The organism is Agromyces sp. NPDC058136 (genome assembly GCF_042884375.1).
In the GTDB taxonomy this organism is placed as follows: Bacteria; Actinomycetota; Actinomycetes; order Actinomycetales; family Microbacteriaceae; genus Agromyces.
In genome coordinates, this window is the sequence record NZ_JBHVUA010000004.1 from 341,860 (window position 1) to 366,283 (window position 24,424).

Below are 24,424 nucleotides of genomic sequence, written 5' to 3' on the forward strand. Positions count from 1 at the left end.
GCCCCGAGGCATCCGGCCGCTCAGTAGCGGTAGTGGTCGACCTTGTAGGGGCCCTCGACCGGCACGCCGATGTACGCGGCCTGCTCGGGGGTGAGCTCGGTGAGCTGCACGCCGAGCGAGGCGAGGTGGAGGCGCGCGACCTTCTCGTCGAGGTGCTTGGGCAGCACGTACACGCCGATCGGGTACTCCTCGGGGCGGGTCCACAGTTCGATCTGCGCGAGCACCTGGTTCGTGAACGAGTTCGACATGACGAACGACGGGTGGCCGGTCGCATTGCCGAGGTTCATGAGACGCCCCTCGCTGAGCACGAGGATCGAGCGGCCGGTCGGCAGGCGCCACTCGTGCACCTGCGGCTTGATCTCGACCTTCTCGGCGCCCTCGAGGGACTCGAGCGAGGCCATGTCGATCTCGTTGTCGAAGTGGCCCACGTTCGAGACGATCGCGAGGTGCTTCATCGCGAGCATGTGCTCGAGACGGATCACGTCCTTGTTGCCGGTGCAGGTGACGAAGATGTCGACGTCGCCGACGACGTCCTCGAGGCGGGCGACCTGGTAGCCGTCCATCGACGCCTGCAGTGCGCAGATCGGGTCGACCTCGCTCACGATGACGCGGGCGCCCTGGCCGCGCAGCGCCTCTGCGGCGCCCTTGCCGACGTCGCCGTAGCCGACGACGAAGGCGACCTTGCCGCCCATGAGCACGTCGGTGGCGCGGTTGAGGCCGTCGGGCAGCGAGTGGCGGATGCCGTACTTGTTGTCGAACTTCGACTTCGTCACCGAGTCGTTCACGTTGATCGCCGGGAAGCGCAGTCCGCCCTCGGCGTGCAGCTCGTAGAGGCGGTGGACACCGGTCGTGGTCTCCTCGGTCACGCCATTGAGTTCGTCGGCGATGCGGGTCCAGCGGTCGGGGCTCGCGACGAGCGAGCGGCGCAGGGTCTCGAGGATGACGCGGTACTCGCCGCTGTCGGCGTCGGATGCCTCGGGCACGACGCCGGCCTGCTCGAACTCGCGCCCCTTGTGCACGAGGAGCGTGGCGTCGCCGCCGTCGTCGAGGATCATGTTCGGACCGATCCAGTCGGCGCCCGCGGCGGCGGCCTCGGCCGACCAGTCGAAGATGCGGTCGGTGCACCACCAGTACTCGTCGAGGGTCTCGCCCTTCCACGCGAAGACCGGCACGCCCGCTGGGGTGTCGACGGTGCCCTCGGGGCCGACGACGACCGCGGCGGCCGCCTCGTCCTGCGTGGAGAAGATGTTGCAGCTCGCCCAGCGCACCTGCGCGCCGAGCGCGACGAGCGTCTCGATGAGCACCGCCGTCTGCACCGTCATGTGCAGGCTCCCGGCGATGCGGGCGCCCGCGAGCGGCTGCGACTCGGCGAACTCGGCGCGCAGCGCCATGAGGCCCGGCATCTCGTTCTCGGCCAGCCGAAGCTGGTGTCGACCCGCCTCCGCGAGCGAGAGGTCGGCGACCTTGAACGGGAGGGCGGTAGCGGTGGGCGCGGTGCTCATACCCACCATTCTCGTGCACATTCCCGCCGGATGCGCGCGTGTCCCGTCGAGCGACGACGCAGGAGGGCGGTCAGGCCCGGATGAGCTCCAGCACCTCGTCGCGGATGGCCGCCATCGTCGGCTCGTCGCCGCCCTCGACGTTCAGTCGCAGCAGCGGCTCGGTGTTCGAGGGGCGCACGTTGAACCACCAGAAGGGCTCGTCGCCGGCGGTCTGCCCGATGACGGTGAGCCCGTCGAGCTCATCGAACTCGCCGCGACCGGTGAACGCCTCGACGATGCGGGTGTACGCGGCGGGAACGTCGTCGACCACCGAGTTGATCTCGCCCGAGAGCGCATACGGGTCGAATCGCGCGGCGAACTCGGAGAGCGGCGCCTCCTGCGCGCCGAACTCGGCGAGCACGTGCATCGCCGCGAGCATGCCGTTGTCCGCGCCCCAGAAGTCGCGGAAGTAGTAGTGCGCCGAGTGCTCGCCGCCGAACACCGCCCCCGTCGCCTTCATCTGGTCCTTGATGAGCGAGTGGCCGACCCGGGTGCGCACCGGCACCGCCCCCGCCGCCTCGATCGTCTCGGGCACGAAGCGCGAGGTGATGAGGTTGTGGATGACGTTGACGCCCGTCTCGCCTGCTGCGCCGACGCGGTCGATCTCGCGGAGCGCGACGATCGCGGCGACGGCCGACGGAGTGACGGCACCGCCCCGCTCGTCGACGACGAAGCAGCGGTCGGCGTCGCCGTCGAAGGCGAGACCGAGGTCGGCACCGTGCTCGACGACGGCTCGCTGCAGGTCGACGAGGTTCGCGGGCTCGAGCGGGTTGGCCTCGTGGTTCGGGAAGGTGCCGTCGAGCTCGAAGTAGAGCGGCACGACCTCGAGCGGCAGCGCTGGCAGCCCGGCCGAGCCGCCGAGGACCGCGGGCACGGTGAGCCCGCCCATGCCGTTGCCGGCGTCGACGACGACCTTGAGCGGTCGGATGCCACGGAGGTCGACGAGCGAGCGGAGGTACGACGCGTAGTCGGCGAGCACGTCGGCCTCGAGGACCGCACCGGGCAGCTCGACCGGCGTGATGCCCTGCTCGAGGTAGTCGGCGGCGCGGTCGCGGATCGCCGCGAGGCCCGTGTCGAGCGAGATGCCCTGGGCGCCCGCCCGCGAGAACTTGATGCCGTTGTAGGCGGCGGGGTTGTGGCTCGCGGTGAACATCGCCGCCGGGGCATCCATCGAACCCGACGCGAAGTAGCTCTCGTCGGTGGAGCACAGCCCGATCGACACGACGACGGAGCCGCGCGCGGCCGCCCCGGCCGCGAAGGCGGCGGCGAACGACGGCGAGGAGTCGCGCATGTCGTGCCCGACGACGACGCGGCCGCCGGCCGCGCCGACCTCGTCGACGAACGCGGCACCGAGCGCCTCGACGATCTCGACGGTGAGGCCCTCGCCCACGATTCCGCGGACGTCATAGGCTTTCACGACCGCTTCGAGGCGCGCGCGAACATCGGACGGCACTGCGGAAGTCATGCCTTGAAACCTACCCCACCGAGCGTGGTGTGCCGGACGATCTGCCAGCCCACGGGCGGCGAGGTGCGCTCGGCGTGGCGGGCGCAGAGGTCGTAGCCGTGGGGCTCGCGCACGATCGCGAGCGGGCCGAGCACCGCCGTCGATTCGGCGTAGTCGAAAGTCAGGGTCACGACCGCCTCGGCGGCGCATGCGGTTCGCGAACAACGTCTCATGGCAGATCAAGAGTAGCGACGTGCGCGGACATTAAGATGAATGGCATGCCCCGCTCCCGTCGTGTCGCACCCCGTTCACCGCGACGGCTCGCGCGCGACCGCCACGGGCGCGGCATGCGCTCGGCCGTCACCGGCCCCCACCTGCCGATGCTCACGAGCCGGCTCGACGAGTTCGAGCTCACGATCGGCACCACCGTCTCGTACCTGCGCGGCATGTGGCCCGAGCTCGAGGGCGTCGTGTTCGAGGTCGCCCAGGCGCCCGCCGAGGCGATCCACGACGATCACATCGACCGGTGGAAGGTCTACCACGACGAGCGCCGCATCGTGTTCTTCCGGCTGCCGATCGTCCGGTTCCTGCGCCTCCAGGAGGGCGAGGACCGCGACGAGAAGCTGCTCGTCGAGAGCTGCGTGTTCCGCGCCGTCGCCGACTTCCTCGGCCGCGACCCGTGGGAGCTCGCGCCGGGGCGCTACCGCCACTTCTGAGTCCGGGCGGTCGACTCGCTCAGGCCGGCGCGCTCAGCGCGGCGTGACGACGATCGGCGAGTCGAGCGGCCCGGGCGGGCGCACCGCGAACGACGACAGGGCGCGCTCCCCCGAGAACGACACCGTCGCGCGCACGCCGGCCGCACCGCCGAGTTCGACGACGCTCCGCGGATCGACGTCGACCGCGGCCGACTCGCCCGGCGGGAGCACGATCCCCCGTTCGACGCCGTCGACGATCGCGGTGACCTCGAGCTCCTCGTCGCCGGGGTTCACGAGGTGCAGCACCGGGTCGGGCCCCTGCGGCACGGCCACGACGGCCGTGTCGAGCAGCGGCGAGGTCGCCACGGTCCAGGCGAGGTCGACGGATGCCTCGTCGTCGTCCCCGTCCGGCGAGGTCTGCGCCTGCGGGATGCCGGTCGTCGCACGCGCGGCGGCGACGATCGGCCCGTCGGCGTCGAGGGTGATGGTGTAGTCGCCCGCGTCGAGGTCGCCGAGCGGCACGTCGGTCGCCTGGCCGGGCTCGAGCGAGACGTCGATGCTCGTGCCGCCGCCCGCGCCGCCCTCAGCGGCGACGCCGATCGTCACCTCGACGGTTTCGTCGCCCGGTGCGAAGAGCCGCACGGCGGGGTGGGCGTCGCCCTCGGCGTGGTCCTCGGCCGGGTCGATGCCGCCCGCCGTCGGCACCACGAAGCCCGGGATCACCTGGCTCGTCGCGGGCAGGGCCGTCGGGCCGACGAGTTCGACGCCGGCAGGGGTGAGCCCCTCGACGACCGAGTGCTCGAGCGTCGCGGCGATCCCGCCGCCCGTGCTCGTGACGTGCACGACCGGCGAGCGGAGGTTCGGGGCGAGTCCCGCGAGCGACAGCACGCGCTGCTCGCCCGCGGGAACGGTGACGCCGAGTGCCGACGGCGCCTCGACCGCGCCGTTCTCGCCGAAGACGCGGAGGTCGACGGTCGCGGCGACCTGGCTCGGGTTCGAGAGCAGCACGAGGCTCGTGCGGCCGACGTCGGTCGCACCGCCGACGAGCCACGCCTCGCCGAGCGCTTCGTCGCACGAGGCGGCGGCGAAACCTGCGAGCGTGTCGAGCTCGCTCTCCTGCCCCTGCGAGCCCGCGAGCGCACCGACGGCGGCCGCACCGGCCTCGGTGGCGAGTGCGAGCGGGGTGCCGTCGGCATCCGCGTTCGCGTTCTCGGGGGCCGCGAGCGGCGTCTCCGTGATCTCGACGTCGTCGGGTGCGACCCCCGTCGTGACGGAGGTCGAGCCGACCGAGACCGCGGCGGTCGCGTCGGCGGCGTCGTCGCCGAGGGAGAGGAGCGGCCCGGGGCACACCCGGATCTGACCGGTCGCCTCGGGTTCGACGACCGTCGACGGGGGTTCGACCCGGAACTCGGGCCAGGGCACGAGCGCCGCCGCCGCGACCGTGCCGGCGACGACCCCTCCGGCGAGGAGGAGGAGGAGCCCCCGCCCGCTCGCGCGGGTGACGGTGCGGGCGAGTTCGCGCCTATCGGCCATCGTCGTCTCCTTCGCTCGCGGGGCGGTCTTCGGGTTCATCGGTTGCGGCGGATTCGACGTTCATGTCGGTTTCGTCGGCTCCATCGTCGGATGCCACGGGCGCGCCCTCGGCCGCAGCGGCATCGGCTCCGTGCTCGGTGACCGGCGGCTCCGCCTCAGCCTCAGCCTCGGCCTCAGCCTCGACCTCGACCTCGGCGTCCGGCGCGGGCTCCGCATCGGGCCCTGCGTCGGCGTCGACGTCCGTCTCGGCCGCAGGTGCCGGCTCCCCGCGTCGCGCCGCCGGGCGACGCCGCTCGGGCCTGCGGTCCGCCTCGCGGCCCGCACCCGTCGGGATGGAGAGCAGCAGCGTCGCGCCGAGCACGAGCAGCTGCACGGCGATGACGAGACCGGAACGCCAGCCGCCCGCGTCCGCGGGGATCTGCGCCGCCGGCGCATCCGGCTCGGCGGCCGTGAACCGCCAGAGCGTACCGAAGCCGGTCTCGCCGACCGCGACGAGCGCGGAGTTGCCGTCGAGCGCCGTGCGCGCGCGCTCGACGGTCGCGACCGCGGCGCTGTCGTCGGCATCGGCCGGCTCGTCGAGGAGGACGAACGAGGCGCCGAACTCGCGGACCGCCGTCTCGGCGTCGGATCCGCTGCGCGAGGCGAGGTTGCCGGCGACGATCGCGAGTTCCTCCTCGTCGGCGGTGAGGGCGCGGGCGGTCGCGGCGAGGGTCGACTGCTGGTCGAGCGTGGTGCCGGTGCCGCGCTCGAGGGTCGCCCTGAGGCTCCCGTCGGCGGCGGGCGTCAGTCGCAGCGTGGTGACGCGCGGGTCGGTCTCGGCTTCGGCGCCGACGAACGCGGGCAGGGTGCGGGCGGCGGCCGGCTGCACGGCGACCGATCCCGTCGCGAGGCCGATGCCGGTCGGCAGCATCGCCGCGCCGACGGCGGCGAAGACCACCCACGCGAGGAGGGCACGGCCCCGTCGCATCGCGCCGAGTGCGACGACCGCCGCGAGGACGAGTCCGAGCCACGCGAGGCTGAGCCCGGCGCCGGTCCAGATCGGGACGGCGAGCGAGCCCGCGGAGGCCACGGAGAGCTGGGCGGCGGCGACGGCGGTGGCGAAGCCGAGCAGCGTGACGCCGAGCGAGAGCAGGGCGGCGCGCAACGATCGGGTGAGCACCGCGGTGAGCGCGACGACGACGAGCGGGAGGATGAGGGCGCTGAGGGCGATGCGGAAGTCGACGGAGCCGGAGCCCCGGAAGAACTCCTCCCAGCCGCCCCACGAACCGTCGGGGAGCCCGAGGGCGAGCTGCCAGGTCGAGGGCACCGTGCTGCCGGTCGGCAGCCCGGGGTCGGCCAGCAGCCCGAGCGGGGTGCCTCGGCGCACCTGGTCGATGACGAGCGGCAGCGCGAGCACGAGCGCCGGGATCGGCAGGCCGATGAGCCGCACCCACGCCCGCCCGCTGAGCGCGAGGGCGACGATCCAAGCGACGAGCAGCGCCGGCACGAGGCTCGGCGCGGCGCCGACGAGGGCGGCGAGCAGCAGCGAGGCGGTCGCCGCGGCGGCCCACGAGGTCGCGGCCCCGAACGCGGCGAACGCGAACCAGGCGAGCAGCACGTGCGCGAGCACGGCCCCGGGTCGCCCGTCGCCGAGGGCGATCAGGAAGGGCGGGGCGAAGGCCCAGAGGAGCGCCGCGACGGCGCGCACCGAGCCGCGTTCGGTGAGGCGCGAGGCCGCGAACCATGCTCCGACGGCGGCCGCCGGGATCGCGACGAGCCAGACGAGGAGCATCGCGAACGAGGGCGACCAGAAGGTGAGGGATCCGAGGACCGCGAGCGCCCCGGCGAAGGGGTCGGCGGCACCGACGAATCCGGTGCCGAGGTCGCGCCACCCGTCGGCGGCGTTTCGCCAGAGCTCGACGACGCCGCCCGACAGCGGCTGGAGCGCCCCGCCGCCGACGCCGCTCGAGCCGAGCAGCCACGAGAAGAGCCCGACGGAGGCGACCGAGGCGACGAGCAGCACCCAGCCGCCGCCGGTGCCGAGGAACTGGAGTTCGTGCTTGCGCCCGCGCGCCCGCTCGCGGCGCGCTTCGGCGGCATGCTGCCGACGCCGCCGCATCTCGTCGGGCTGCATGCGCAGCGGTGCGATCGCCGACCACTTGGTCGTACGAGCGGCCTTGAGCGCGCGTCGTGCGCGCGGAACGCGCATCCCCGAGAACATCGTCGTGAACGCCGCGGCGAACTCGCCGGTGATGGCGCCGGGCGCCTTGACGAGCAGGAGCCGGATCGACCGGAGCACCGCGAGCGGGAGCAGCACGAGCCAGTGGAACGGCACCGCCACGAGCGGCGCGTAGACGAGGCGCCGGTGCAGCTGCGCGGCGCGCGTCGCGCGTACCCGGCGCCGCGTGGTGCGCGCCCGGGGGCCGGTCTCGGGGCCGGCGACGCCGACGCCCGCGAACCGCACCTTCGCCTCGGGGACGACGGCGACCCGGTGACCGGCGAGCCGGGCCCGGATCGAGAGGTCGAGCGCGTCGTCGACGGTCGGGAGGCCGGGGTCGAAACCGCCGAGCGCACGCCAGACCGAATGGCGCACGAGGATCGCGGCCGGGTCGAGGCCGAGCACGTCGCTGAGGCCGTCGTGCTGCCCCTGGTCGAGTTCGTCGGTGACGATCGCGACGCTGCGGCCGAGTCGGGTGATCGAGCGGCCGAGCCGCGCGATCCGCTCGGGCTCGTCCCATTCGACGAGCTTCGGGCCGGCGACCGCGACGGACTTCCCGGTCTCGAACGCGGCGAGGAGTTCCGCGAGCGCGTCGGGTGCGGGGGCGCTGTCCTCCGAGAGCAGCCAGAGCGCGTCGGCGTCGCTGCCGGGCGCCTCGAGCACTCGGTCGGCGGCGCGCACGGCTTCGCCGAACGAGCGTCGCTGCGAGAGGTCGATGAGGTGCGAGGGCGCGGCCGCGGCGACCTGCTCGCGGGCGACGCCGTCGGCTTCGGTGAGCACGACGACGAGCGCGTCGGGCGCGCGCTCCTGGGCACGGAGAGCGTCGAGCGTCTGGCGCAGGTGGTCGCCGCCGTGGTGCACGACGAGGACGGCGGTGACTCTGGGGAACATCGGGGTCAGCCTAAGCGTTCACCCCGCGGCATCCGGCGATGCGACGGGCGCGCCTCGAAAACGCGCCGTGGAAAGCCGGTGAAGCGGAGCGCGGAGCCTGCCGAAGCAGGCTCCGCGCCTCACACCGCCCGCTTGCGCAGCTTGCGCCGCTCGCGTTCGGAGAGTCCGCCCCAGATGCCGAATCGTTCATCATTGCCGAGCGCGTATTCGAGGCATTCGCCACGAACCTCGCACCCGGTGCAGATCTTCTTCGCGTCCCGGGTCGATCCGCCCTTTTCAGGGAAGAACGCCTCGGGATCGGTCTGCGCGCACAATGCGTCGCTCTGCCACGCCAACGGATTGTCGTCGTCGACCGTCGGTCGCACGCCGGGAACTCCCAGCCTGACCGGATCGATGAACCAATCGTCAGGTACTCCAGAACGATATTCAGGACTTCCCATATCGTCTCCCACCCAGTTGTACCGACCACCCAGAGGGTGTGTCACGACCAATTACACCGGTGTAGTTCGCGAGAGTCAAGTCGTAGATCGTAAACCCTCGCTCAGCCGTCGAGGCTTCACGGCCGTTCCGACACGCCGGGTGTTGGGCAGACGTTATGAATCGGGCGGATGCCTCGCGCTCAGCTCGCGGCGCGGCGAGCCTCCCAGGCGCTGCGCACCATGTCGGCGAGCGTGTGCCGCATGCGCCAGTCGAGGTCGCGCGCGGCGAGCTCGCCCGACGCCACGATGCGGGCCGGGTCGCCGGTTCGGCGCGGCGCGATCTCGGGCTCGAAGGCGATGCCCGTGACCTCGGCGACGGCCCGCATGATCTCGCCGACCGAGACGCCGTCGCCCGAGCCGAGGTTGTACACCGGCTCGACCGGTTCGCCTGCGGCGAGCCGCTCGGCCGCGACGACGTGCGCCTCGGCGAGGTCGGCGACATGGATGTAGTCGCGCACGCACGTGCCATCGGGCGTCGCGTAGTCGTCGCCGTTGATGCGCGGGGTGCGGCCGTCGAGGAGCGCCTCGAACACGAGCGGGAAGAGGTTGTGGGGGCTCACGTCGAAGATCTCGGGGGTGCCCGAGCCGACGACGTTGAAGTAGCGCAGGCTCGTGTGCGCGAGCGCGGTCGCCCGCGCCTGGTCGGCGATGAGCCACTCGCCGATGAGCTTCGACTCGCCGTAGGGCGACTCGGGACGCTTCGGGGTGGACTCGGTCACGAGGTCGACGTCGGGCGTGCCGTACACGGCCGCGCTCGACGAGAAGACGAGGTTCGAGACCCCGGTCGCCTCCATCGCGCCGAGGAGCGCCGCGGTGCCGGTGACGTTCTGCTCGTAGGTGTGCAGCGGTCGCTGGACCGAGACGCCGGCGTACTTGTAGCCCGCGAGGTGCACGACGCCGTGGACGTCGTGCTCGGCGAGCGCCGACTCGAGCAGGCGGCCGTCGAGGATGGAGCCCTCCACGAAGGGGACGCCCTCGGCGACGAAACCACGTCGCCCCGAGGAGAGGTCGTCGAAGACGACGGTGTCGATGCCCTTCGACGCGAACGCCCGCACGACGTGCGAGCCGATGTAGCCCGCTCCCCCGGTGACCAGCCAGCTCATTTCCACCCTCTCCGGCGACGGTGTCTCCGGCGCCCCACCCGATCGTAACGAACGGGCGGGTTCACGCGGCGGGGAGGAATCGGGTGCGGCAGATGGGTGGGCGCGGCGGCCGTTCAGCGCATGGCGATCAGGAGAGCCGTTCGACGTGGCGGACGCGGTCGCGGATCTCGGGGCGCCCGTACCCGTCGCCGTCGAGTCGGAGCACGGTGGCGAGGACTCCCCAGACGGCGAGCCCCGCGAGGACGAGGAGGATGATGGTGGTCATGGCAGTTAATCTACGTATTGCCAGATACTGCCGAAAGTGGCAGAGTTGACAGTAATCGATCGATTTCTGCCAACGCGGAGGGCACCGTGCTCCACTCCATCGCCTGTCTCGCCATCCCCCAGATGGCGCCGTTCGAATTCGGCGTGATCTGCGAGGTCTTCGGCATCGACCGCTCCGAACAGGGCGGCCCGAGCTTCGACTTCCACGTGGTGGCCGCCGAACCCGGCCCGATCTCCACGAAGCTCGGCTTCGACATCGTCGTGCACGAGGGGCTCGACTTCGCCCGCACCGCCGACCTCGTCGCCGTGCCGGCCGCCCTCATCGACGAACCGCTCGACGACCGCGTCGCCGAGGTCCTCCGCGACGCCGTCGCCCGCGGCGCCTGGGTGCTCAGCGTCTGCTCGGGCGCGTTCACGCTCGGCCGCGCCGGCGTGCTCGACGGCCGCCGCGCCACCACCCACTGGATGTACACCGACCGCCTCGCCGCGGAGTTCCCCACCACCGACGTCGACCCCGACGTGCTCTTCGTGCAGGACGACAAGGTCGTCACGGGCGCCGGCACCGCCGCGGGCATCGACGCCGCCCTGCACATCGTGCGCTCCGAGCTCGGTGCGAGCGCCGCGAACATCATCGCCCGCCGCATGGTCGTGCCCCCGCAGCGAGACGGCGGTCAGTCCCAGTTCATCCAGACCCCCGTCGGCGAGTGCCGCAGCGACTCCTTCGCGACGATCACCACGTGGATGCTCGAGCACCTCGACGAGGAGCTCACGGTCGACCGCCTCGCCCGCACCGCGCTCATGTCGCCGCGCACCTTCGCCCGCCGGTTCCGCGCCGAGACGGGCACCACGCCGAACGCGTGGCTCAACCGTCAGCGGCTGCTCCGCGCCCAGCAGCTCCTGGAGGAGACCGACCTGAACCTCGAGCAGATCGCCCGCGACACCGGCTTCGGCGCCGCCGCCGTCATGCGGCATCACTTCGTGAAGGTGCTGCAGACGACGCCGACGGCGTACCGACGGTTGTTCGGCCTCCGCGTCGCGAGCTGATCAGCGGGCGGAGGCCCCTGGGCCGCCCACGCTCGCGACCCAGGCGACGCCGTCGCCGGCGATGACCAGCTCGCGCTCGTCGGGCGTGACGAACACTGCCTCGCCCCGGGCGAGCCGAACCGGCCCGCTCGAGGCGTCGCCGCGGAGTTCGATCGCGGCGCGCTCGGCGAGGACGATCGCCGGCCCGGCGAGCGCGATCCGTCGCTCCTCGCCGTCGCCCGCGGACTCGACGCGGTGCAGCGCGAAATCGGGCACCCCCGGGCTGAAGCTCTGCACGCCGGGTGCGACCTCGACCGGTTCGAGCCGCGGCGGCGGCCCCGGCGTGAAGTCGAGCACGTCGACGAGTTCGTCGACGTCGATGTGCTTCGGCGTGAGGCCGCCGCGCAGCACGTTGTCGCTCGCCGCCATGAGTTCGATGCCGAGCCCGTCGAGGTAGGCGTGGATGTTGCCCGCCGCGAGGTACAGCGACTCGCCGGCGCGGAGCCGCACCCGGTTGAGCAGCAGCGAGATGACGATGCCCGGGTCGCCCGGGTACGCCTTGGCGAGCGCGCCGACGGTCTCGAACGACCGCGCGTACTCGCTGTCCGCGGCCTCGGGCGAAGCGGCGAGCGCGGTCACCCGTTCGACGACCCAGCTCGCCTCGCCGGTGTCGCCGCCGCGCCCGTCGCGCAGCAGCCATTCGACGGTCGCCCGCAGCGGTTCGGGCTCCGAGAGCTTGGCTTCCAGCAGGTCGAGCGCGCCCGGCTCGGGCGACGCGGATGCCTCGTCGGCGGCCCGCAGCGCGGCGAGCACGCCGCGGACCTCGGCCATCGGGCGGAAGCCCGAGAGCGCGTCGAAGGTCTCGCTCACGGCGACGATGAGTTCGGGTTTGTGGAACTCGTCCTTGTAGTTGCGGTCGTAGGCGTCGATCGCGACGCCCTCCGCGTCTTCGCGGGCGAATCCGGCGCGAGCCTGCGCGGGCGTCGGGTGGGCCTGCAGCGAGAGCGGGGCGCCGGCGGCGAGCACCTTCAGGAGGAAGGGCAGGCGCGCCCCCTGCGCCGCGTGCGCGGCGCCGAGCGCAGCCACCGGCTCGGCCGCGATCCAGGCTGCGAGATCGGCGTGCCCCACGGATGCCTCGTCGACGATGCGGGCCGGCGACCCCGCGTGCGCGCCGAGCCAGAGCTCGGCCTCGGGGCCGCCCGGCGCGGCGCGGCCGCGGAACCCGGCGATCGCGCTGCGCGACCCCCAGGCGTAGTCGCGGGGGGTGTTGTCGATCGCCACGAACATGCGTGCGGGTCCTTCCGTCGGCCTCGCACCAAACTACCAACGGCTCGAGCGGCGCCGGCTCGCGGCATCCCGATCACGCTCGGGGGCTGCGTTCGTCTAGCCTGTACTTCATGACCTCGGCACGCCGCAGCGCGCTCATCGGCGCGTACGCGACGTTCGCGCTGTTCACCCTGCTCGCCGGCCAGTTCTGGCGGAACCTGCTCGGCTGGTGGGGTTTCGGCGTCGTCGCCGGGCTCGTGCTCGTCGGTGCGATCTGGCTCGTCGTCGCGGTGAAGCCCCGCTGGATCTGGCGCCGCGTGCCGAAGTCGACCCTCGTCTTCCTCGTCATCGCGACGCTCTCGATCGTGTGGTCGTTCTACCCGGGTGCGTCGGCGCTCGGCGTCGCGCTCACCCTGGCCACGACGTTCGTCGCCGTCGCGCTCGCGCTCTGCCTGCCCTGGTCGCGCTTCGCCCGGTCGCTCGGCGCGGCGATCAAGTGGGTCCTCGCGCTCTCCCTGCTGTTCGAGTTCTGGGTGGCCGCGTTCGTGCGCGAACCGCTGCTGCCGAACTTCCCCGACTTCGACCCCGAAGCCCAGAAGATCCCGATGGCGTTCTACTGGTCGCGGGCGCTCCTCTTCGACGGCGGCCCGATCGAGGGCATCGTCGCGAACCGCAACATCCTCGCGATGACGGCGCTCCTCGGGCTCATCGTCTTCGGCACCATGCTCGCGTCGGGCGCCATGCGCCGCGCGAGCGGCGTCTTCTGGCTCGTGGTCGCGGGCGGCGTGTTCGCCCTCACCCGTTCGGCGACCGTCGTCCTCGTCGCCGTCGTGGTGCTCATCGCCCTCGCCTTCGCGCTGTGGGCGCGCCGCATGGGCCCCGAGCGCCGACGCGCCGTCTACTGGGCGGCCGGCGGTGCGCTCGTGGCATCCGTCGCCCTGCTCGTCGTCTTCTGGGACCGCCTGCTCGCCGTGTTCGGCAAGGGCGACGACCTGACCGGCCGCCTCGACATCTGGGCCTCGGTGCTCGGCATGATCGGCGAGCGCCCGATCGCGGGCTGGGGCTGGGTCGGCTACTGGAACCCCTTCGTCGAGCCGTTCGACGACCTCGCCGTGCGCAAGGGCGTCGTGTACCTGCAGGCGCACAACGCCTGGCTCGACGTGTGGATGCAGCTCGGCCTCATCGGGCTCCTCGCGTTCGCCGCCATCGTGATCGGCGCGCTGTGGCGCTCGTGGTTCCTCGCCGTCGACCGGCCGATGGATGCCTCGGGCCGCCCCGTCGGGTACTCCCCGGCCGCGCTGCTCCCCCTCCTGGTGCTCGTCGCCCTCATCGGCCAGAGCCTCGCCGAGAGCCGGATCCTCGTCGAGAGCGGCTGGGTGCTGCTCATCGCGATCGCCTGGGCGACGAAGCGGCGCCAATGGGAGCACGAACCGCTGCCGGCGGCGGCACCCGCGAAGCGCTTCGGCGGAGACGACGCGCAGAGCGTGCGCGACGCGGCCCGATGAGCTCCCCGGGCACGCCATCGCGCGCCGACGCGATCCGCGAGTTCGTCGGCTCGGCGAAGTTCGCGCAGGCCGTGTCGCTGCTCGTCATCGGGCTCGCGTTCAGCACCCACGCGCTCCGTGCGCTGATCGGCTGGCCCGGCCTCCTCGCCGCCCTCGCCGGGCTCCTCGTGCTCTGCGCCGCCTCGCTCGTCGCGCGCTGGCGCGCCGTCGAGTGGTACGGCATCCTGCCGCTCACGATCCTCGTTTTCGTCGGCTGGTGCGCCGCCTCGGTGCTGTGGAGCACCACACCCGGGGCATCCCTCGTGCGTGTCATCTACCTCGTCGCCTTCGCCGTGCTCGGCATCTACGTCGCGCTCATGCGCGACACCATCCAGATCGTGCGCGCCTTCGGCGACGTCCTCCGGCTCCTCCTCGGCGTCTCGCTCGCGCTCGAACTGCTCGCCGGCATCCTCATCGACTCCCCCATCCCGTTCCTCGGCATCCAGGGCGACCTCGCGACCCTCGGCCCCATCCAGGGCATCTTCGGCTCCCGCAACATGCTCGGCTTCGTCGCGCTCATCGGCTTCATCACCTTCGTCGTCGAATGGCGGACGCACATCGTCTCGCGCGGACGCGCCATCGCTTCGCTCGCGCTCGCGCTCGGCGCCATCGTGCTCTCGGGCTCACCGACCGCGTGGATCGCGCTCGGCGCAGCCCTCATCGCCCTCGCCGCGCTGTACGGGCTCCGGAGGGCTCCCGCCGCGAGCCGCTGGCGCTGGCAGCTCGCCCTGCTCGTCACCGGGGCCGCCGCCCTCGTCACCGGGTGGCTCCTGCGGATCCGCATCATCGAGCTGCTCGACGCGCGAGCCGAGTTCGACGTGCGACTCGACCTCTGGCGCGAGATCTCCCGCTACCTGAGCCTCAACCCGCTGCAGGGGTGGGGTTGGGTCGGCAAATGGCCCGACGCCCCGCCCTACACCTGGCTCGAGGCGGGCGCAGGGCGCCCCCACGAATCGGCGCTCAACGCATACCTCGACGCGTACTTCCAGGTCGGCGTCATCGGTGCGTTCGCCTTCGCCGCCCTCATCGGCGTCGCACTCGTGCGCGCCTGGCTGCTCGCCTCGTCGCGCCGCAGCGTCGTCTACGTGTGGCCGGCGCTCGTGCTCGTCGCGATCGCCGTGACGAGCTTCGCCGAGAGCTTCGCGCTCCTCGAAGGCGGGTGGATGCTGCTCGTGGTGTGCGCCGTGAAGGCGGCTCGCGACATGAGCTGGCGGGATGCGCTCGCCGCCGGGCGGGCCGCCGGCGACGCGCGCGGCTGACGGGGGCCGGAGCTCAGACGGGCTGGACGAGGTCGCGGACGATGTCCTGGATGCCGAGCCCGTAGCGCCGATATCGGCCGGTGCGAGCTTCGCGGATCACCGGCACGAGACGGCGCCACCGCGCCTGTGGATACGAGCTGCGCACCTGTTCGTGCGCGAGTTTGCCCTCGACCGCCGCCGCCGGATGGTCGCCGGGCGGGGGGACGATCGATCGGACTCTCAGGGCGAGAGCCTCGGCCCGAGCGAGGAGACGGGCATTGCGCTCGGTCCGGGGCGTCCGGAGCCGCCCGATCTTCCCGGCGAGTCCCAACGATTCCGCACCGATCTGGTTGGCACCGTGCTGGCGGTAGTCGACGATGGGTCGCTCGACGACGGAGACCCCACCTCCGATCGCCGCGATCATCGCGAGCCATTCGTCATGCACCCAGGAAGCCGGAAAGGGCCGTGCGCGCTCCACGAGGCCGCGGGCGACCATGGTCGTCGCACCGGTCACGACGTTGCGCCGGAGCAGGACGTCGAAGGCGCGGCCGTCCCGCTCGGCGGCGAGGTCGAGGTCGCTCACGTGCAAGGTCTCGAACAGTGTCTGCCCGAGCGGCGCACCGTCCGCGTCGACGAGACGCGCATCTGCATGCACGAGCTCGATCCCGGGTCGTCCGCGGAACTGCCCGACAGCGCTCGACACACGGTCCTCGTGCCAGACGTCGTCCTGGTCGCAGAGCACGATCAGGTCCCCGGTGCAGGCGCTGAGCGCCTGTTCGAAGTTCGCGGTCACACCGAGCGCGTTCGTGTTGCGGAGCACGACGAGCTCCGGTGCCCCGCCGGTCGCGCGTCGTTCCGAGATGAGCTGCTCTGCGATCTCGACGGTTCCGTCCGTCGAAGCATCGTCGGAGAGGACGATCTGGGCGACCTGATGCGACTGCGCGAGGATGCTCTCGAGCTGTCGACGGAGGTACGCAGCTCCGTTGTGCGTTCCGAGCGCGACCGAGACGGTCACCGAGGACCTGCCGGAGGCGTCAGCTCCCATGTCACTGCTTCCGGAGCCCGACCTTGAGCGCGCCGAGGAACATGCCCGCCATGATCGTCTGCGAGCCGAGCATGAGGAACAGCGCGGCGAGCACCGCCGTGCGCAGCGTCGACCACGGGTCGAGCGCCCCGAACCCGGCAGCGGCCCATGCCGAGAACTGCCAGATCGCGATGATGAGGCCGACGAGGAACAGCGCAAGCCCCACGAGTGCGCCGCTCTCCAGGCTGATGCGCTTCTCGAGACGATCGAAGTTCCTCGACCGCGGAATGTTGAACCCCTCGTGCTGCGCATAGATCTTCGTGAGAATCGCGAAGAGTATCGCCTGGTAACCCACCACGGTGAGCGCCGCGAGATACACCTGGCTCGACACGTCGAGACCGAAGCCGTCGAAGGAGAGCGGACCGAACGCCAGGAAGACGGTGCCGATCAGGCCGACGAAGAATGCCACGGCGCCGGGGATCAGGAAGAGCCAGCGCGGACTGAAGATGAGGAGGAAGCGGAGGTGGCGCCAACCGTCGCGCCAGCTGCGAAGGTGCGGCGGACGGCTGCGGCCGTCCTTGTCGAGGGTCGTCGGCACCTCCGACACACGAAGACCGCCGAGGGTGGACTTCACCACGACCTCGCTCGCGAACTCCATGCCCGTGGTCTGCAGGTGCAGATCGAGGATCGCCTGGCGGTTGAAACCGCGAAGCCCGCAGTGGAAGTCCTTGATCGGCGACCGGAAGAGCACCCGGCCGATCCACGAGAGAACCGGATTGCCGAGATACTTGTGCAGCGGCGGCATCGCGCCGTCGGCGATCCCACCGCGGAATCGATTGCCCATCACGAGCTGATCACCGGCACGCAGGCGCTCCACGAACGGATCGAGCTTCGAGAAGTCGTAGCTGTCGTCGGCGTCGCCCATGATGACGAACTCTCCGCGGGCGGCCTCGATGCCGCCCATCAGCGCACTGCCGTACCCCTTCGCAGGCACATCGACAACTCGAGCACCGTGCGCACGTGCGATGTCCTGAGAGCCGTCCGTCGAACCGTTGTCCGCGATGACGACCTCGCCGACGACTCCGCTCCGCTCGAGATACCCCCGCGCCTTGTCGACGCATACCGCGAGCGTCTCCGCCTCGTTCAGGCAGGGCATGACGATCGAGAGCTCGATCGTTTCGGTCGATGTTGGCATTCGGAAGGGTCCTGTCGGTACGTGGGCAGCCTCCCCATCGTACAGAATGGTGCATTGTGAATCTCGGTCTCGTGGTATCGACGCTGGGCCGCATCGAACCGCTCGAGCGCCTCCTCGAATCGTTGTCCGCGCAGACGGAGGCAGGCGACCGACTCGTCATCGTCGCCCAGGCGCACGTCGACGCGGTCGAACTGGTCGCGTCGACCTTTCGGACGGCGACCTTCGACATACAGGTCATCACCTCCGAGCGCGGAGCATCACGGGGACGGAATGCCGGAGTGGCGCATCTCCCGGACGGGGAACGCCTGCTGCATTTCCCGAACGACACGACCTGGTTCCCCGACGGCTCGCTGGCTGCCATCCGGCTCGCCTGCGCGGATGTCCGCGTCGGCGCCATCACCGTCGTCGACGAGAACGGGCCGAAGTTCGTCCTGCCCGAAGCCGGAGTCCCGCTCGACCGCTGGAACGTCTGGAACGTCATCGAGATGGGTCTGCTCATCCGCCGTTCGAGCTTCGACGAACTCGGCGGCTTCGACTCCGAACTCGGGACAGGCGCCTCGAGTCCCTGGCAAGCGGGTGAGGTCACCGACCTCCTCCTCCGCCTTCTCGAGCGGCAGCCGACGACCGCGTCGACCTTCGAATGGCTCCCGGCTGACATCGCAGTCGGCGGGATCGCCGACGCCAGCGGGCTCTCCACTTCGGAACGGCGGCGGAAGCTGCGCGCATACGGTCGCGGCCTCGGCCGGATCGTGATGCGCCACCGGTACCCGTGGTGGTGGCGGTTCGCATTCGTCACCGGCGGCCTCGCATTCGGTCTGCGTCATCGGGACACGAACTCGCTCGGCGATGGATGGTGGGTGTTCATCGGCCGTGCGGAAGGCATGCTCGGGCGGACAATCGGCGGACGATCGACCGCGGTGACGCGATGAGCGTCGCGACGCCGCAACCCCGGCGACTGCATCGCGCCGCCCTCAGCCTCGTCACGCTCCTCGGGGGCGTCTCGCTCGCCGTCATCCCAGCGGCGACGGTGTCGATCTCGTCTCGCCTGTTCACCGTGCAGGAGCAGGGCGCGCTCGCCGTCGCAGTCCTGGTCGCGACCTTCGTGGGTCAATTGACGTTCGCCGTCGTCGTCGAGTCGCGCCTGAGCTCGACGGGCACCGATCGACGCGTCGTGTTCCCGATGTGGCTCGCCGCCGTCGCAGTGGCCACCGCCGTCGTGATCGCGATCCTGCCGCCGAACGCCTTCGCCCTCGCGATCGGTCTGCCGATCCTGATCGCCGCGCTCGAGGTCGGCCGCGGCGTCTCGGTCGCAGAGCGACTGGACCGGCGCGAGGTCATCGCCTCGATCGCCGTCGGGCTCGGCGCCCTCATCGGGGTCGTTGCGGGTTTCCTGGACCAGCCATGGGCGCTCATTCCGCTCGTCGCCGGCATCGCGGCCGCGACGTGTGTGCGCTGCCTGCCCGTCGCCCACCGCGCGAGTCGACCGCAGCCTGCGGTGATGGGTTGGGTGGTCGCCGACACCGCGATCACGGGGGCGTTGTATCCGCTCCTGAACACGATGATCCTCGCGTTCCTCGGCCCCACCGACGCCGTGCTCTTCACGTCGATCTCGACGGTCTCGGGGCTCCTCGCGATCCCGCTCAACTTCCTCCGCCTCCGACTCCTCAAGGAGCACTCACGACTCGACATCGTCGTCGCCGCTGCCTCCGTCGGAGCGGCCGTCGTCGCACTGCTCGTGTGCGAGGTCTCGGGCCTGTTCGGTTTCGTGTTCGGAAGCGCGTGGACCGAGTCCGACACCTTGGTGCCGCTGCTCCTCGCCTGCGCATGGCGCGCAGCATCCCTCGCCACCACCCTGCCCTTCGCCGCGCTCCGGCGGGCAGGCGAGGTCCGCCTCGTCACCGGGCTCCGTGCGGCGGTGACGGCGCTCACGTTCGGCTTGGCCGCCATCGGCCTCGGTCTGCAGAGTCTCCCGATCGTGTTCGTCGGCCTGCTGGCCGCGGAACTGCTGTCGGCTGTCGTCTACGAGGCGGCACGTCGACGACGGAAGGCCCGCGCAGCACTACCACCGCAATCCGAAGGCAGGGTCGCCCCATGAGCCGGGTCCTCGTCGATCTGCTGTTCTACACCGGACGGAAAGGGGGGATGGAGTCGTACGTCCGCGAGATCTATCGACGCATCGATCCCGCTGCGCACGATCTCGAGTTCATCGGTCTCGCCTCCACGCAGTTGGCTTCGACGGGAGCCCCGTGGTTCCCCGGTCGTCTCGTGGACTCAGGCGTCGACGGTGAGGACCGTCGGGCCTGGGCCGCCGGAGAGCTGTTCGCCGTCGATCGCCACGCACGCCGCCTCGGGGCGGACGTCGTGCACGCCCCTGCCAACCTCGGCCCCGCGGCCCCGAAGGTGCCCGTGGTCCTGACCGTTCACGACCTCCTCGCATTCCGTTTCCCCGAGTACGTTCCCGGCCCGTACGCCGTCGTCCTGCGGGCCATGATCCGCCGCGCCGCGCGCCGCGCCGCGCGGATCGTGACCGTGAGCGAATCGTCCAAGCGCGACATCGTCGAGCTCCTCCACGTCCCCGAAGGCCGTGTCGATGTGACACCGCTCGCCGGCGGGCCGACCGCACCTCCGCCGACCGACCTCGAACGCGAGGCCGACCTCCTCCTCGCGGTCGGGAACCGCATGCCGCACAAGAACTTCACCCGGCTGCTCGAGGCGATCTCGCGTATCCCCGTCGACCGCCGTCCGCGCCTCGTGATCACCGGCAGCCATGCCGAGGACCCGCTGCTCGCGGAGGTCCGACGGCTCGGTATCGACGACCACGTCAGCCTCGAGGGTTGGGTGGATTCCGAGCGGCTCGAAGAGCTCTACGCGTCCGCCACGGTCTTCGTGTTCCCGACGTTGTTCGAGGGGTTCGGCCTCCCCCCGCTCGAAGCGATGTCACGCGGTTGCCCGGTGATCTGCTCCGATCTCGAGGTCCTGCGCGAGACCGCCGGCGCCGCGGCGATGTACGTCGACGCTGAGAGCTCCGACGCGATCGCAGACGCGATCTCGACGCTGCTGGCAGATCCGGAACGGCGTGCCGCGATGTCGGCCGCAGGGCGCGAGCGTGCCCGGTCGTTCTCGTGGCAGCGTACTGCGGACGCGACGGTCTCGGCGATTCAGCGGGGGCTGATCCCCCGGTAGGTGTCGAGCAGTCGATCGACCGACACGCGCAGCGAACGATCGACGCGAGCGGTCTCGAACCACCTGAGAGTGGCCGCCCTGAGCGCCGGGCCCGCTTCGACCGCCCGCACGATCGCGGAGCCGAGATCGGTGCTCGACACCGACGATGCCACGACACCGTTGACGCCGCTCTCGACGAGTTCTGCAGCTGCGTTGTCCTCCCCTGCGACGACCACGCTCGGCGTGCCGAAGGCCGCCGCCTCGGCGACGACCAGACCGAACCCCTCACGCGCCGACGGATTCACGAGCGCCGCCGCCGTCCGGAACAGCTGCTCGAGCCGCTCGTCGCTCACCCGACCGGTGAACTCGATCTCGTCGGCGACCCCGGCCTTCTCCGCGGCGGCGACCGCGACCGAGGTCTCCGGGCCGCTTCCGACGACGATCGCCCGGAGATCGGGGATCCGGCGTCGCGCCTCGGCGAGGGCCGCAGGCAGCGCCGAGAGTCGCTTGTCGGCGATGTGACGACCGACGAAGAGGACGAACGGAGGGTCCACGGGCACGCCCGGCGTGTCGCTCGAGGCGCCGACGAGGTCGACCAGGCCGAGGACGATCGGCGCCGCCCGCGGGCGGTATCGTCGGATCCGTTCGGCAGTGAACTCACTGTTCGCGGTGTGGACACGGGAGATCCGGAGACCGATCCGCTGCAGGATCGCCGCAACGGTCCCGACCGCCGCGCCCGAGTAGGCGCGCCACTGCCGCGCGCTCCAGACTTCGAGCCAGTCGCTCACGAGCAGCGTCCCCGAGCCGAGCAGTGCCAGTCGCACCGCGAACACGTTGAGCACCGGCAGAGCCGAGACGATCACGAGGTCGTGGTCGCCACGACGGCGAAGAAAGGCACGGAAGAGCGCCCACGCGAACGCGAGTGCGCTCGCAGTGGTCCGGGTTCCGCCGGAATCGTAGATCTCGCCGTTCCAGACGCCGACGATCTCGAAGCTCGCTGGCGGAGGCTTCCCCGACCACTGCCGTCTCGTCAGGTAGTCGACCTCGCTCCCACGATCGACGAAGAGTTCCGCCAACCGCCGGTACACCCGCTCGCCGCCGCCTGCATTGACGGGGAAGAGGCAGTCGTAGGCGATCGCGACGCGCGGCTCAGTCATCGACGGCGGATTCCTCGCGGCGCACGATCGATCGGGCGGTCAGCCCGACGAAGGCCAGCAGTGCGAGTGATGCGACGGCATAGGCGATGACGAGCGTCAACCAGCCCAGCGGGGGCTGCCACTGCGGTGCGCTGAACATCGTGCTGAGCGCGGCGCCTTCGCCGACCACATAACGAACCATCACATGGGTGAACGCGACTACACCGTAAAGGGCGAGCAGGCCCGCAGCGACCCAGGTCATCCGCCGCGCCAGGAACCCGATGCGCGGCGCATCCCTGGAGAGCAGCCAACCCGCCACGATGGCGATCCCGATGTAGAGGAACAGTGCGTAGCGACCCTGCCAGATGATGCCCGTCTGGCCCACGCTGTAACCCTGCACGAGCGCGGGGACGAGGAACGCCGCGAGCAGCACCGAGCCGAGCACGAGCATGCTCCGGCGACGGGCCGCCGCGAACACCAGGAGGAGGAGCACGCCGAACGCTGCGACGAAGAGCCAGTACGCCGCGACGGGCAGTGGCGTGTCGAGCCATCCGAAATACCCGATCGCTTGCTGCAGGAAATGCGGCGTCATGCGAACCGTGTAGAGGAATCCCTGCAGGAACGTGGCGCCGACGAGCGGTGCGTCGGAGGGTTCGGCCTGATTGGAGAGGCTGCCGCCCGAAAGGGTCCAGCCGAGCGAGAAGAGCCCGCCGAGCGCGATCGCCGAGAGCCAGATGTAGCTTCGCCCGTTCGTGAAGAGCCCGCGCACGGCCGGCCAGCCGCTCGCGATGAAGCAGAGCCCGACGATCACGACGAGCCAGAGCGGTCCGAGCGCCCGGGCATTCACCAAGATGACGGATGCGACCGTCACCATCGCCCAGAGATACCACCGGGGCAGGGTCGCTCCCTCGTCGTCCACTCCGCTCGGAGCGCGGCGATCGAAGGTCTCGAGAAGCCGCAGCAGCGCGGCCCAGAGCAGGATCGCTGAACCGAGTTCGGCCCCGTTCGGATTGACCGAGCCGAGCAGATACAGGTTCATCGGCGCAGCGACGAAGGCGAGCGCGAGCGGCATCCATCGCGCTCGCTTGCCCGCCACGGAGACCTGGAAGGCTGCGGCCAGCATCAGCGCGCCGAGGAGCGAGCTCGCGATCCGCATCGCGTAGACGGCGGCGTTGCCGTCGGTGAACAGACTCGGCCAGCCCACGAGGTAGTAGTAGATCGGGTTGTACGCGCCGACCCAGGTGTTGAACGTCGATGTCCCGACGCCGGCACCGAACTCGGCGCCTCCGCACTCTGCGCTCCGCGTCGGCTGCGTCGCGAAGCACAGGATGTTCGTGTCGTACTCGAACCCCTCGGGCAGATCGACGACGATGTGCTTGACCCCTGGCACGGTATACCCGATGACCTGCCCCCGCACCTGCGCGACCGCCTTCGTGGCGTGCGCGTTCTCGTCGGGCACCGAGAATACGGGCGAAGCCAGCGACCAGAGGATCGCGAGCGTGCCGAAGATCGCGAACGCGATCCAGAACGTCGGCGCGGTCGAAGGCCGTCCGGGCCGGGGCTTGCGGTTCAGCTGGAGGTCCCGGCGTGCTCGGCGGCGATCCAATCCTGCAGACCCGCGACGCCCGCAGTGAGATCCCACGAGGGGGTCCAGTCGAGCTCCTCGACGGTGGGCGTGATGTCGCAGGCGGCGAACCGGACGTCGCCGTCCCGGAACTCGCCGGTGATGACGGGAGCGGGTGCGTCATGGAACCGAGCGATCTCGATGGCCAGATCGAGAATGGTCCGCCCCGCACCGAAACCGACGTCGAACCGGCGGACTCTCGCCTGCGAAGCCGTCGCGAGTGCGGCGGCGAAGGCTTCGACCGTGTCGTCGATGTACACGAAGTCCCGGGTGATGCCGCCGTCCTCGAACACGCGGATCGCCTCGCCGCGGGCGGCGAGCTGCGAGAACAGGGAGACGATGCCGGTGTACGGGTTGATGAGCGACTGACCCGGTCCGTAGACGTTCTGGAGACGCAGGATGTCGAGTCGGGCGCCTCGGCTTCCGGACCACACCTCGAGGAGGTGCTCCTGCGCGAGCTTCGTTGCGCCGTACACGCTCGTCGGCGACGGCACGGTTCGAGCGACCGAGCTCGGCACAGGCTCGAGTCCGTCGAACGCCCATCGTGCGGCGACCAGCTGATCGTGCGAACGCATCCCCGGCCGCACGAAGGTGCCGTCCGCGGTGCGCCAGTCGCCTTCGCCGTAGACGGCGCGGCTGCTGCTGAGCACGAAGCGCTCGGGAACGACGCCGGCCCTTCCGAGTGCGTCGAGCATCGAGGTCGTCGCGACCACGTTCGCGACCGCGTGCCGCGTCGCTTCGTCCAGCGACTGCGCGGTCCCGGTCTCGGCCGCGAGGTGGATGATCGTGTCGGGACGCACGTCGGCCAGCAGTTCGTCCCACGCGGGCGCCGACGCCGCATCTGCGATGACGAGCTCGGCCGCATCGGCGAGCGAGGCCGGTCGCACACGTTCGGCATGCACCTGGGGGTGAAGTGAATCGATCACGACCCATCGATCTGCGGTCGCCGCGAGTCGCTGCGAGAGCGCTGAGCCTATGAACCCGGCACCACCGGTCACGATCACGGTTCCGAGTCGACTCATCGGCGGTCCTTCCTTGGGTACGGGCATACCCTGTCGTGTGCCG

The 24,424-nt window shown here is 71.1% G+C and carries 20 protein-coding genes and 1 pseudogene; 7 read left to right on the forward strand and 14 right to left on the reverse strand.

The window, feature by feature from the left end; genetic code table 11:
• Positions 1-20: 20 nt before the first annotated feature.
• The 3 genes and pseudogenes from ahcY to ACFVTX_RS13770 all read right to left on the reverse strand — a co-directional run.
• The gene (ahcY, locus tag ACFVTX_RS13760) at positions 21-1,502 is read right to left on the reverse strand and encodes an adenosylhomocysteinase (protein ID WP_386900999.1); all 1,482 of its coding nucleotides are present in this window, start codon (positions 1,500-1,502) and stop codon (positions 21-23) included.
• Positions 1,503-1,572: 70 nt separating this feature from the next.
• Complete coding sequence (locus ACFVTX_RS13765; protein WP_386901001.1) at positions 1,573-3,006, reverse strand: phosphomannomutase/phosphoglucomutase; 1,434 nt, start codon at positions 3,004-3,006, stop codon at positions 1,573-1,575.
• Between the two features lie 32 nt (positions 3,007-3,038).
• Positions 3,039-3,218, reverse strand: a pseudogene (locus tag ACFVTX_RS13770) (DUF3499 family protein); the annotation flags it as partial.
• Positions 3,219-3,263: 45 nt separating this feature from the next.
• Here ACFVTX_RS13770 and ACFVTX_RS13775 point away from each other — a divergent pair.
• The gene (locus ACFVTX_RS13775) at positions 3,264-3,701 is read left to right on the forward strand and encodes a hypothetical protein (RefSeq protein ID WP_386901003.1); all 438 of its coding nucleotides are present in this window, start codon (positions 3,264-3,266) and stop codon (positions 3,699-3,701) included.
• Positions 3,702-3,734: 33 nt separating this feature from the next.
• Here the strand turns inward: ACFVTX_RS13775 and ACFVTX_RS13780 are convergent, their stop codons facing one another.
• The 5 genes from ACFVTX_RS13780 to ACFVTX_RS13800 all read right to left on the reverse strand — a co-directional run bounded on the left by ACFVTX_RS13780 (position 3,735) and on the right by ACFVTX_RS13800 (position 10,148).
• Complete coding sequence (locus ACFVTX_RS13780) at positions 3,735-5,213, reverse strand: DUF5719 family protein (RefSeq protein ID WP_386901005.1); 1,479 nt, start codon at positions 5,211-5,213, stop codon at positions 3,735-3,737.
• Positions 5,203-8,301 (reverse strand): glycosyltransferase, encoded by a 3,099-nt coding sequence (locus tag ACFVTX_RS13785; protein ID WP_386901007.1) that lies wholly within the window; start codon positions 8,299-8,301, stop codon positions 5,203-5,205. Before ACFVTX_RS13785 ends, ACFVTX_RS13780 begins: the two co-directional genes overlap by 11 nt.
• Positions 8,302-8,420: 119 nt before the next feature.
• Positions 8,421-8,741 carry a WhiB family transcriptional regulator gene (locus ACFVTX_RS13790; RefSeq protein WP_376941052.1) on the reverse strand — a complete coding sequence of 107 codons (321 nt, stop codon included), beginning with the start codon at positions 8,739-8,741 and terminating at the stop codon, positions 8,421-8,423.
• Positions 8,742-8,920: 179 nt separating this feature from the next.
• Positions 8,921-9,883 (reverse strand): UDP-glucose 4-epimerase GalE, encoded by a 963-nt coding sequence (gene galE / locus ACFVTX_RS13795; protein ID WP_386901009.1) that lies wholly within the window; start codon positions 9,881-9,883, stop codon positions 8,921-8,923.
• A 127-nt stretch (positions 9,884-10,010) separates the two neighbouring features.
• Entirely contained in the window at positions 10,011-10,148 is a 138-nt protein-coding gene (locus ACFVTX_RS13800; RefSeq protein ID WP_386901011.1) for a hypothetical protein, read from the reverse strand.
• 86 nt (positions 10,149-10,234) lie between these two features.
• On the opposite strand from ACFVTX_RS13800, the gene ACFVTX_RS13805 reads away from it, so the two are divergent.
• Positions 10,235-11,191 carry a GlxA family transcriptional regulator gene (locus tag ACFVTX_RS13805; protein WP_386901013.1) on the forward strand — a complete coding sequence of 319 codons (957 nt, stop codon included), beginning with the start codon at positions 10,235-10,237 and terminating at the stop codon, positions 11,189-11,191.
• Here the strand turns inward: ACFVTX_RS13805 and manA are convergent, their stop codons facing one another.
• Positions 11,192-12,457 carry a mannose-6-phosphate isomerase, class I gene (gene manA, locus ACFVTX_RS13810; protein ID WP_386901015.1) on the reverse strand — a complete coding sequence of 422 codons (1,266 nt, stop codon included), beginning with the start codon at positions 12,455-12,457 and terminating at the stop codon, positions 11,192-11,194. It abuts the gene before it with no gap.
• Between the two features lie 110 nt (positions 12,458-12,567).
• Here manA and ACFVTX_RS13815 point away from each other — a divergent pair, with 110 nt between their 5' ends.
• Positions 12,568-13,941: an O-antigen ligase family protein gene (locus tag ACFVTX_RS13815; protein ID WP_386901017.1), complete on the forward strand. Its 1,374-nt coding sequence runs from the start codon at positions 12,568-12,570 to the stop codon at positions 13,939-13,941.
• The gene (locus ACFVTX_RS13820) at positions 13,938-15,239 is read left to right on the forward strand and encodes an O-antigen ligase family protein (RefSeq protein WP_386901019.1); all 1,302 of its coding nucleotides are present in this window, start codon (positions 13,938-13,940) and stop codon (positions 15,237-15,239) included. Before ACFVTX_RS13815 ends, ACFVTX_RS13820 begins: the two co-directional genes overlap by 4 nt.
• A gap of 13 nt (positions 15,240-15,252) precedes the next feature.
• Here the strand turns inward: ACFVTX_RS13820 and ACFVTX_RS13825 are convergent, their stop codons facing one another.
• Positions 15,253-16,263: a glycosyltransferase family 2 protein gene (locus ACFVTX_RS13825; RefSeq protein WP_386901021.1), complete on the reverse strand. Its 1,011-nt coding sequence runs from the start codon at positions 16,261-16,263 to the stop codon at positions 15,253-15,255.
• Between the two features lies 1 nt (position 16,264).
• The gene (locus ACFVTX_RS13830) at positions 16,265-17,437 is read right to left on the reverse strand and encodes a glycosyltransferase family 2 protein (protein WP_386901022.1); all 1,173 of its coding nucleotides are present in this window, start codon (positions 17,435-17,437) and stop codon (positions 16,265-16,267) included.
• Positions 17,438-17,508: 71 nt separating this feature from the next.
• Between ACFVTX_RS13830 and ACFVTX_RS13835 the strand changes: the two genes are divergently transcribed.
• The 3 genes from ACFVTX_RS13835 to ACFVTX_RS13845 are packed head-to-tail and all read left to right on the forward strand — an operon-like array spanning position 17,509 to position 20,620.
• Entirely contained in the window at positions 17,509-18,366 is an 858-nt protein-coding gene (locus ACFVTX_RS13835; protein WP_386901024.1) for a glycosyltransferase family 2 protein, read from the forward strand.
• Entirely contained in the window at positions 18,363-19,532 is a 1,170-nt protein-coding gene (locus tag ACFVTX_RS13840) for a hypothetical protein (RefSeq protein ID WP_386901026.1), read from the forward strand. Before ACFVTX_RS13835 ends, ACFVTX_RS13840 begins: the two co-directional genes overlap by 4 nt.
• The gene (locus tag ACFVTX_RS13845; RefSeq protein WP_386901027.1) at positions 19,529-20,620 is read left to right on the forward strand and encodes a glycosyltransferase family 4 protein; all 1,092 of its coding nucleotides are present in this window, start codon (positions 19,529-19,531) and stop codon (positions 20,618-20,620) included. The genes ACFVTX_RS13840 and ACFVTX_RS13845 overlap by 4 nt, the downstream gene beginning before the upstream one ends.
• Here the strand turns inward: ACFVTX_RS13845 and ACFVTX_RS13850 are convergent.
• Genes ACFVTX_RS13850 through ACFVTX_RS13860 form a run of 3 tightly spaced genes read right to left on the reverse strand, consistent with a single transcriptional unit; the run spans position 20,596 to position 24,408 of the window.
• Positions 20,596-21,756 (reverse strand): glycosyltransferase family 4 protein, encoded by a 1,161-nt coding sequence (locus ACFVTX_RS13850; RefSeq protein ID WP_386901029.1) that lies wholly within the window; start codon positions 21,754-21,756, stop codon positions 20,596-20,598. The genes ACFVTX_RS13845 and ACFVTX_RS13850 overlap by 25 nt on opposite strands.
• A complete protein-coding gene (locus ACFVTX_RS13855; protein ID WP_386901031.1) occupies positions 21,749-23,341 on the reverse strand; it encodes a DUF2142 domain-containing protein in 1,593 nt (530 codons plus the stop codon). The genes ACFVTX_RS13850 and ACFVTX_RS13855 overlap by 8 nt, the downstream gene beginning before the upstream one ends.
• Positions 23,305-24,408, reverse strand: coding sequence for an NAD-dependent epimerase/dehydratase family protein (locus tag ACFVTX_RS13860; RefSeq protein ID WP_386901033.1), 1,104 nt, complete (start codon positions 24,406-24,408; stop codon positions 23,305-23,307). The genes ACFVTX_RS13855 and ACFVTX_RS13860 overlap by 37 nt, the downstream gene beginning before the upstream one ends.
• Between the last annotated feature and the right edge of the window lie 16 nt (positions 24,409-24,424).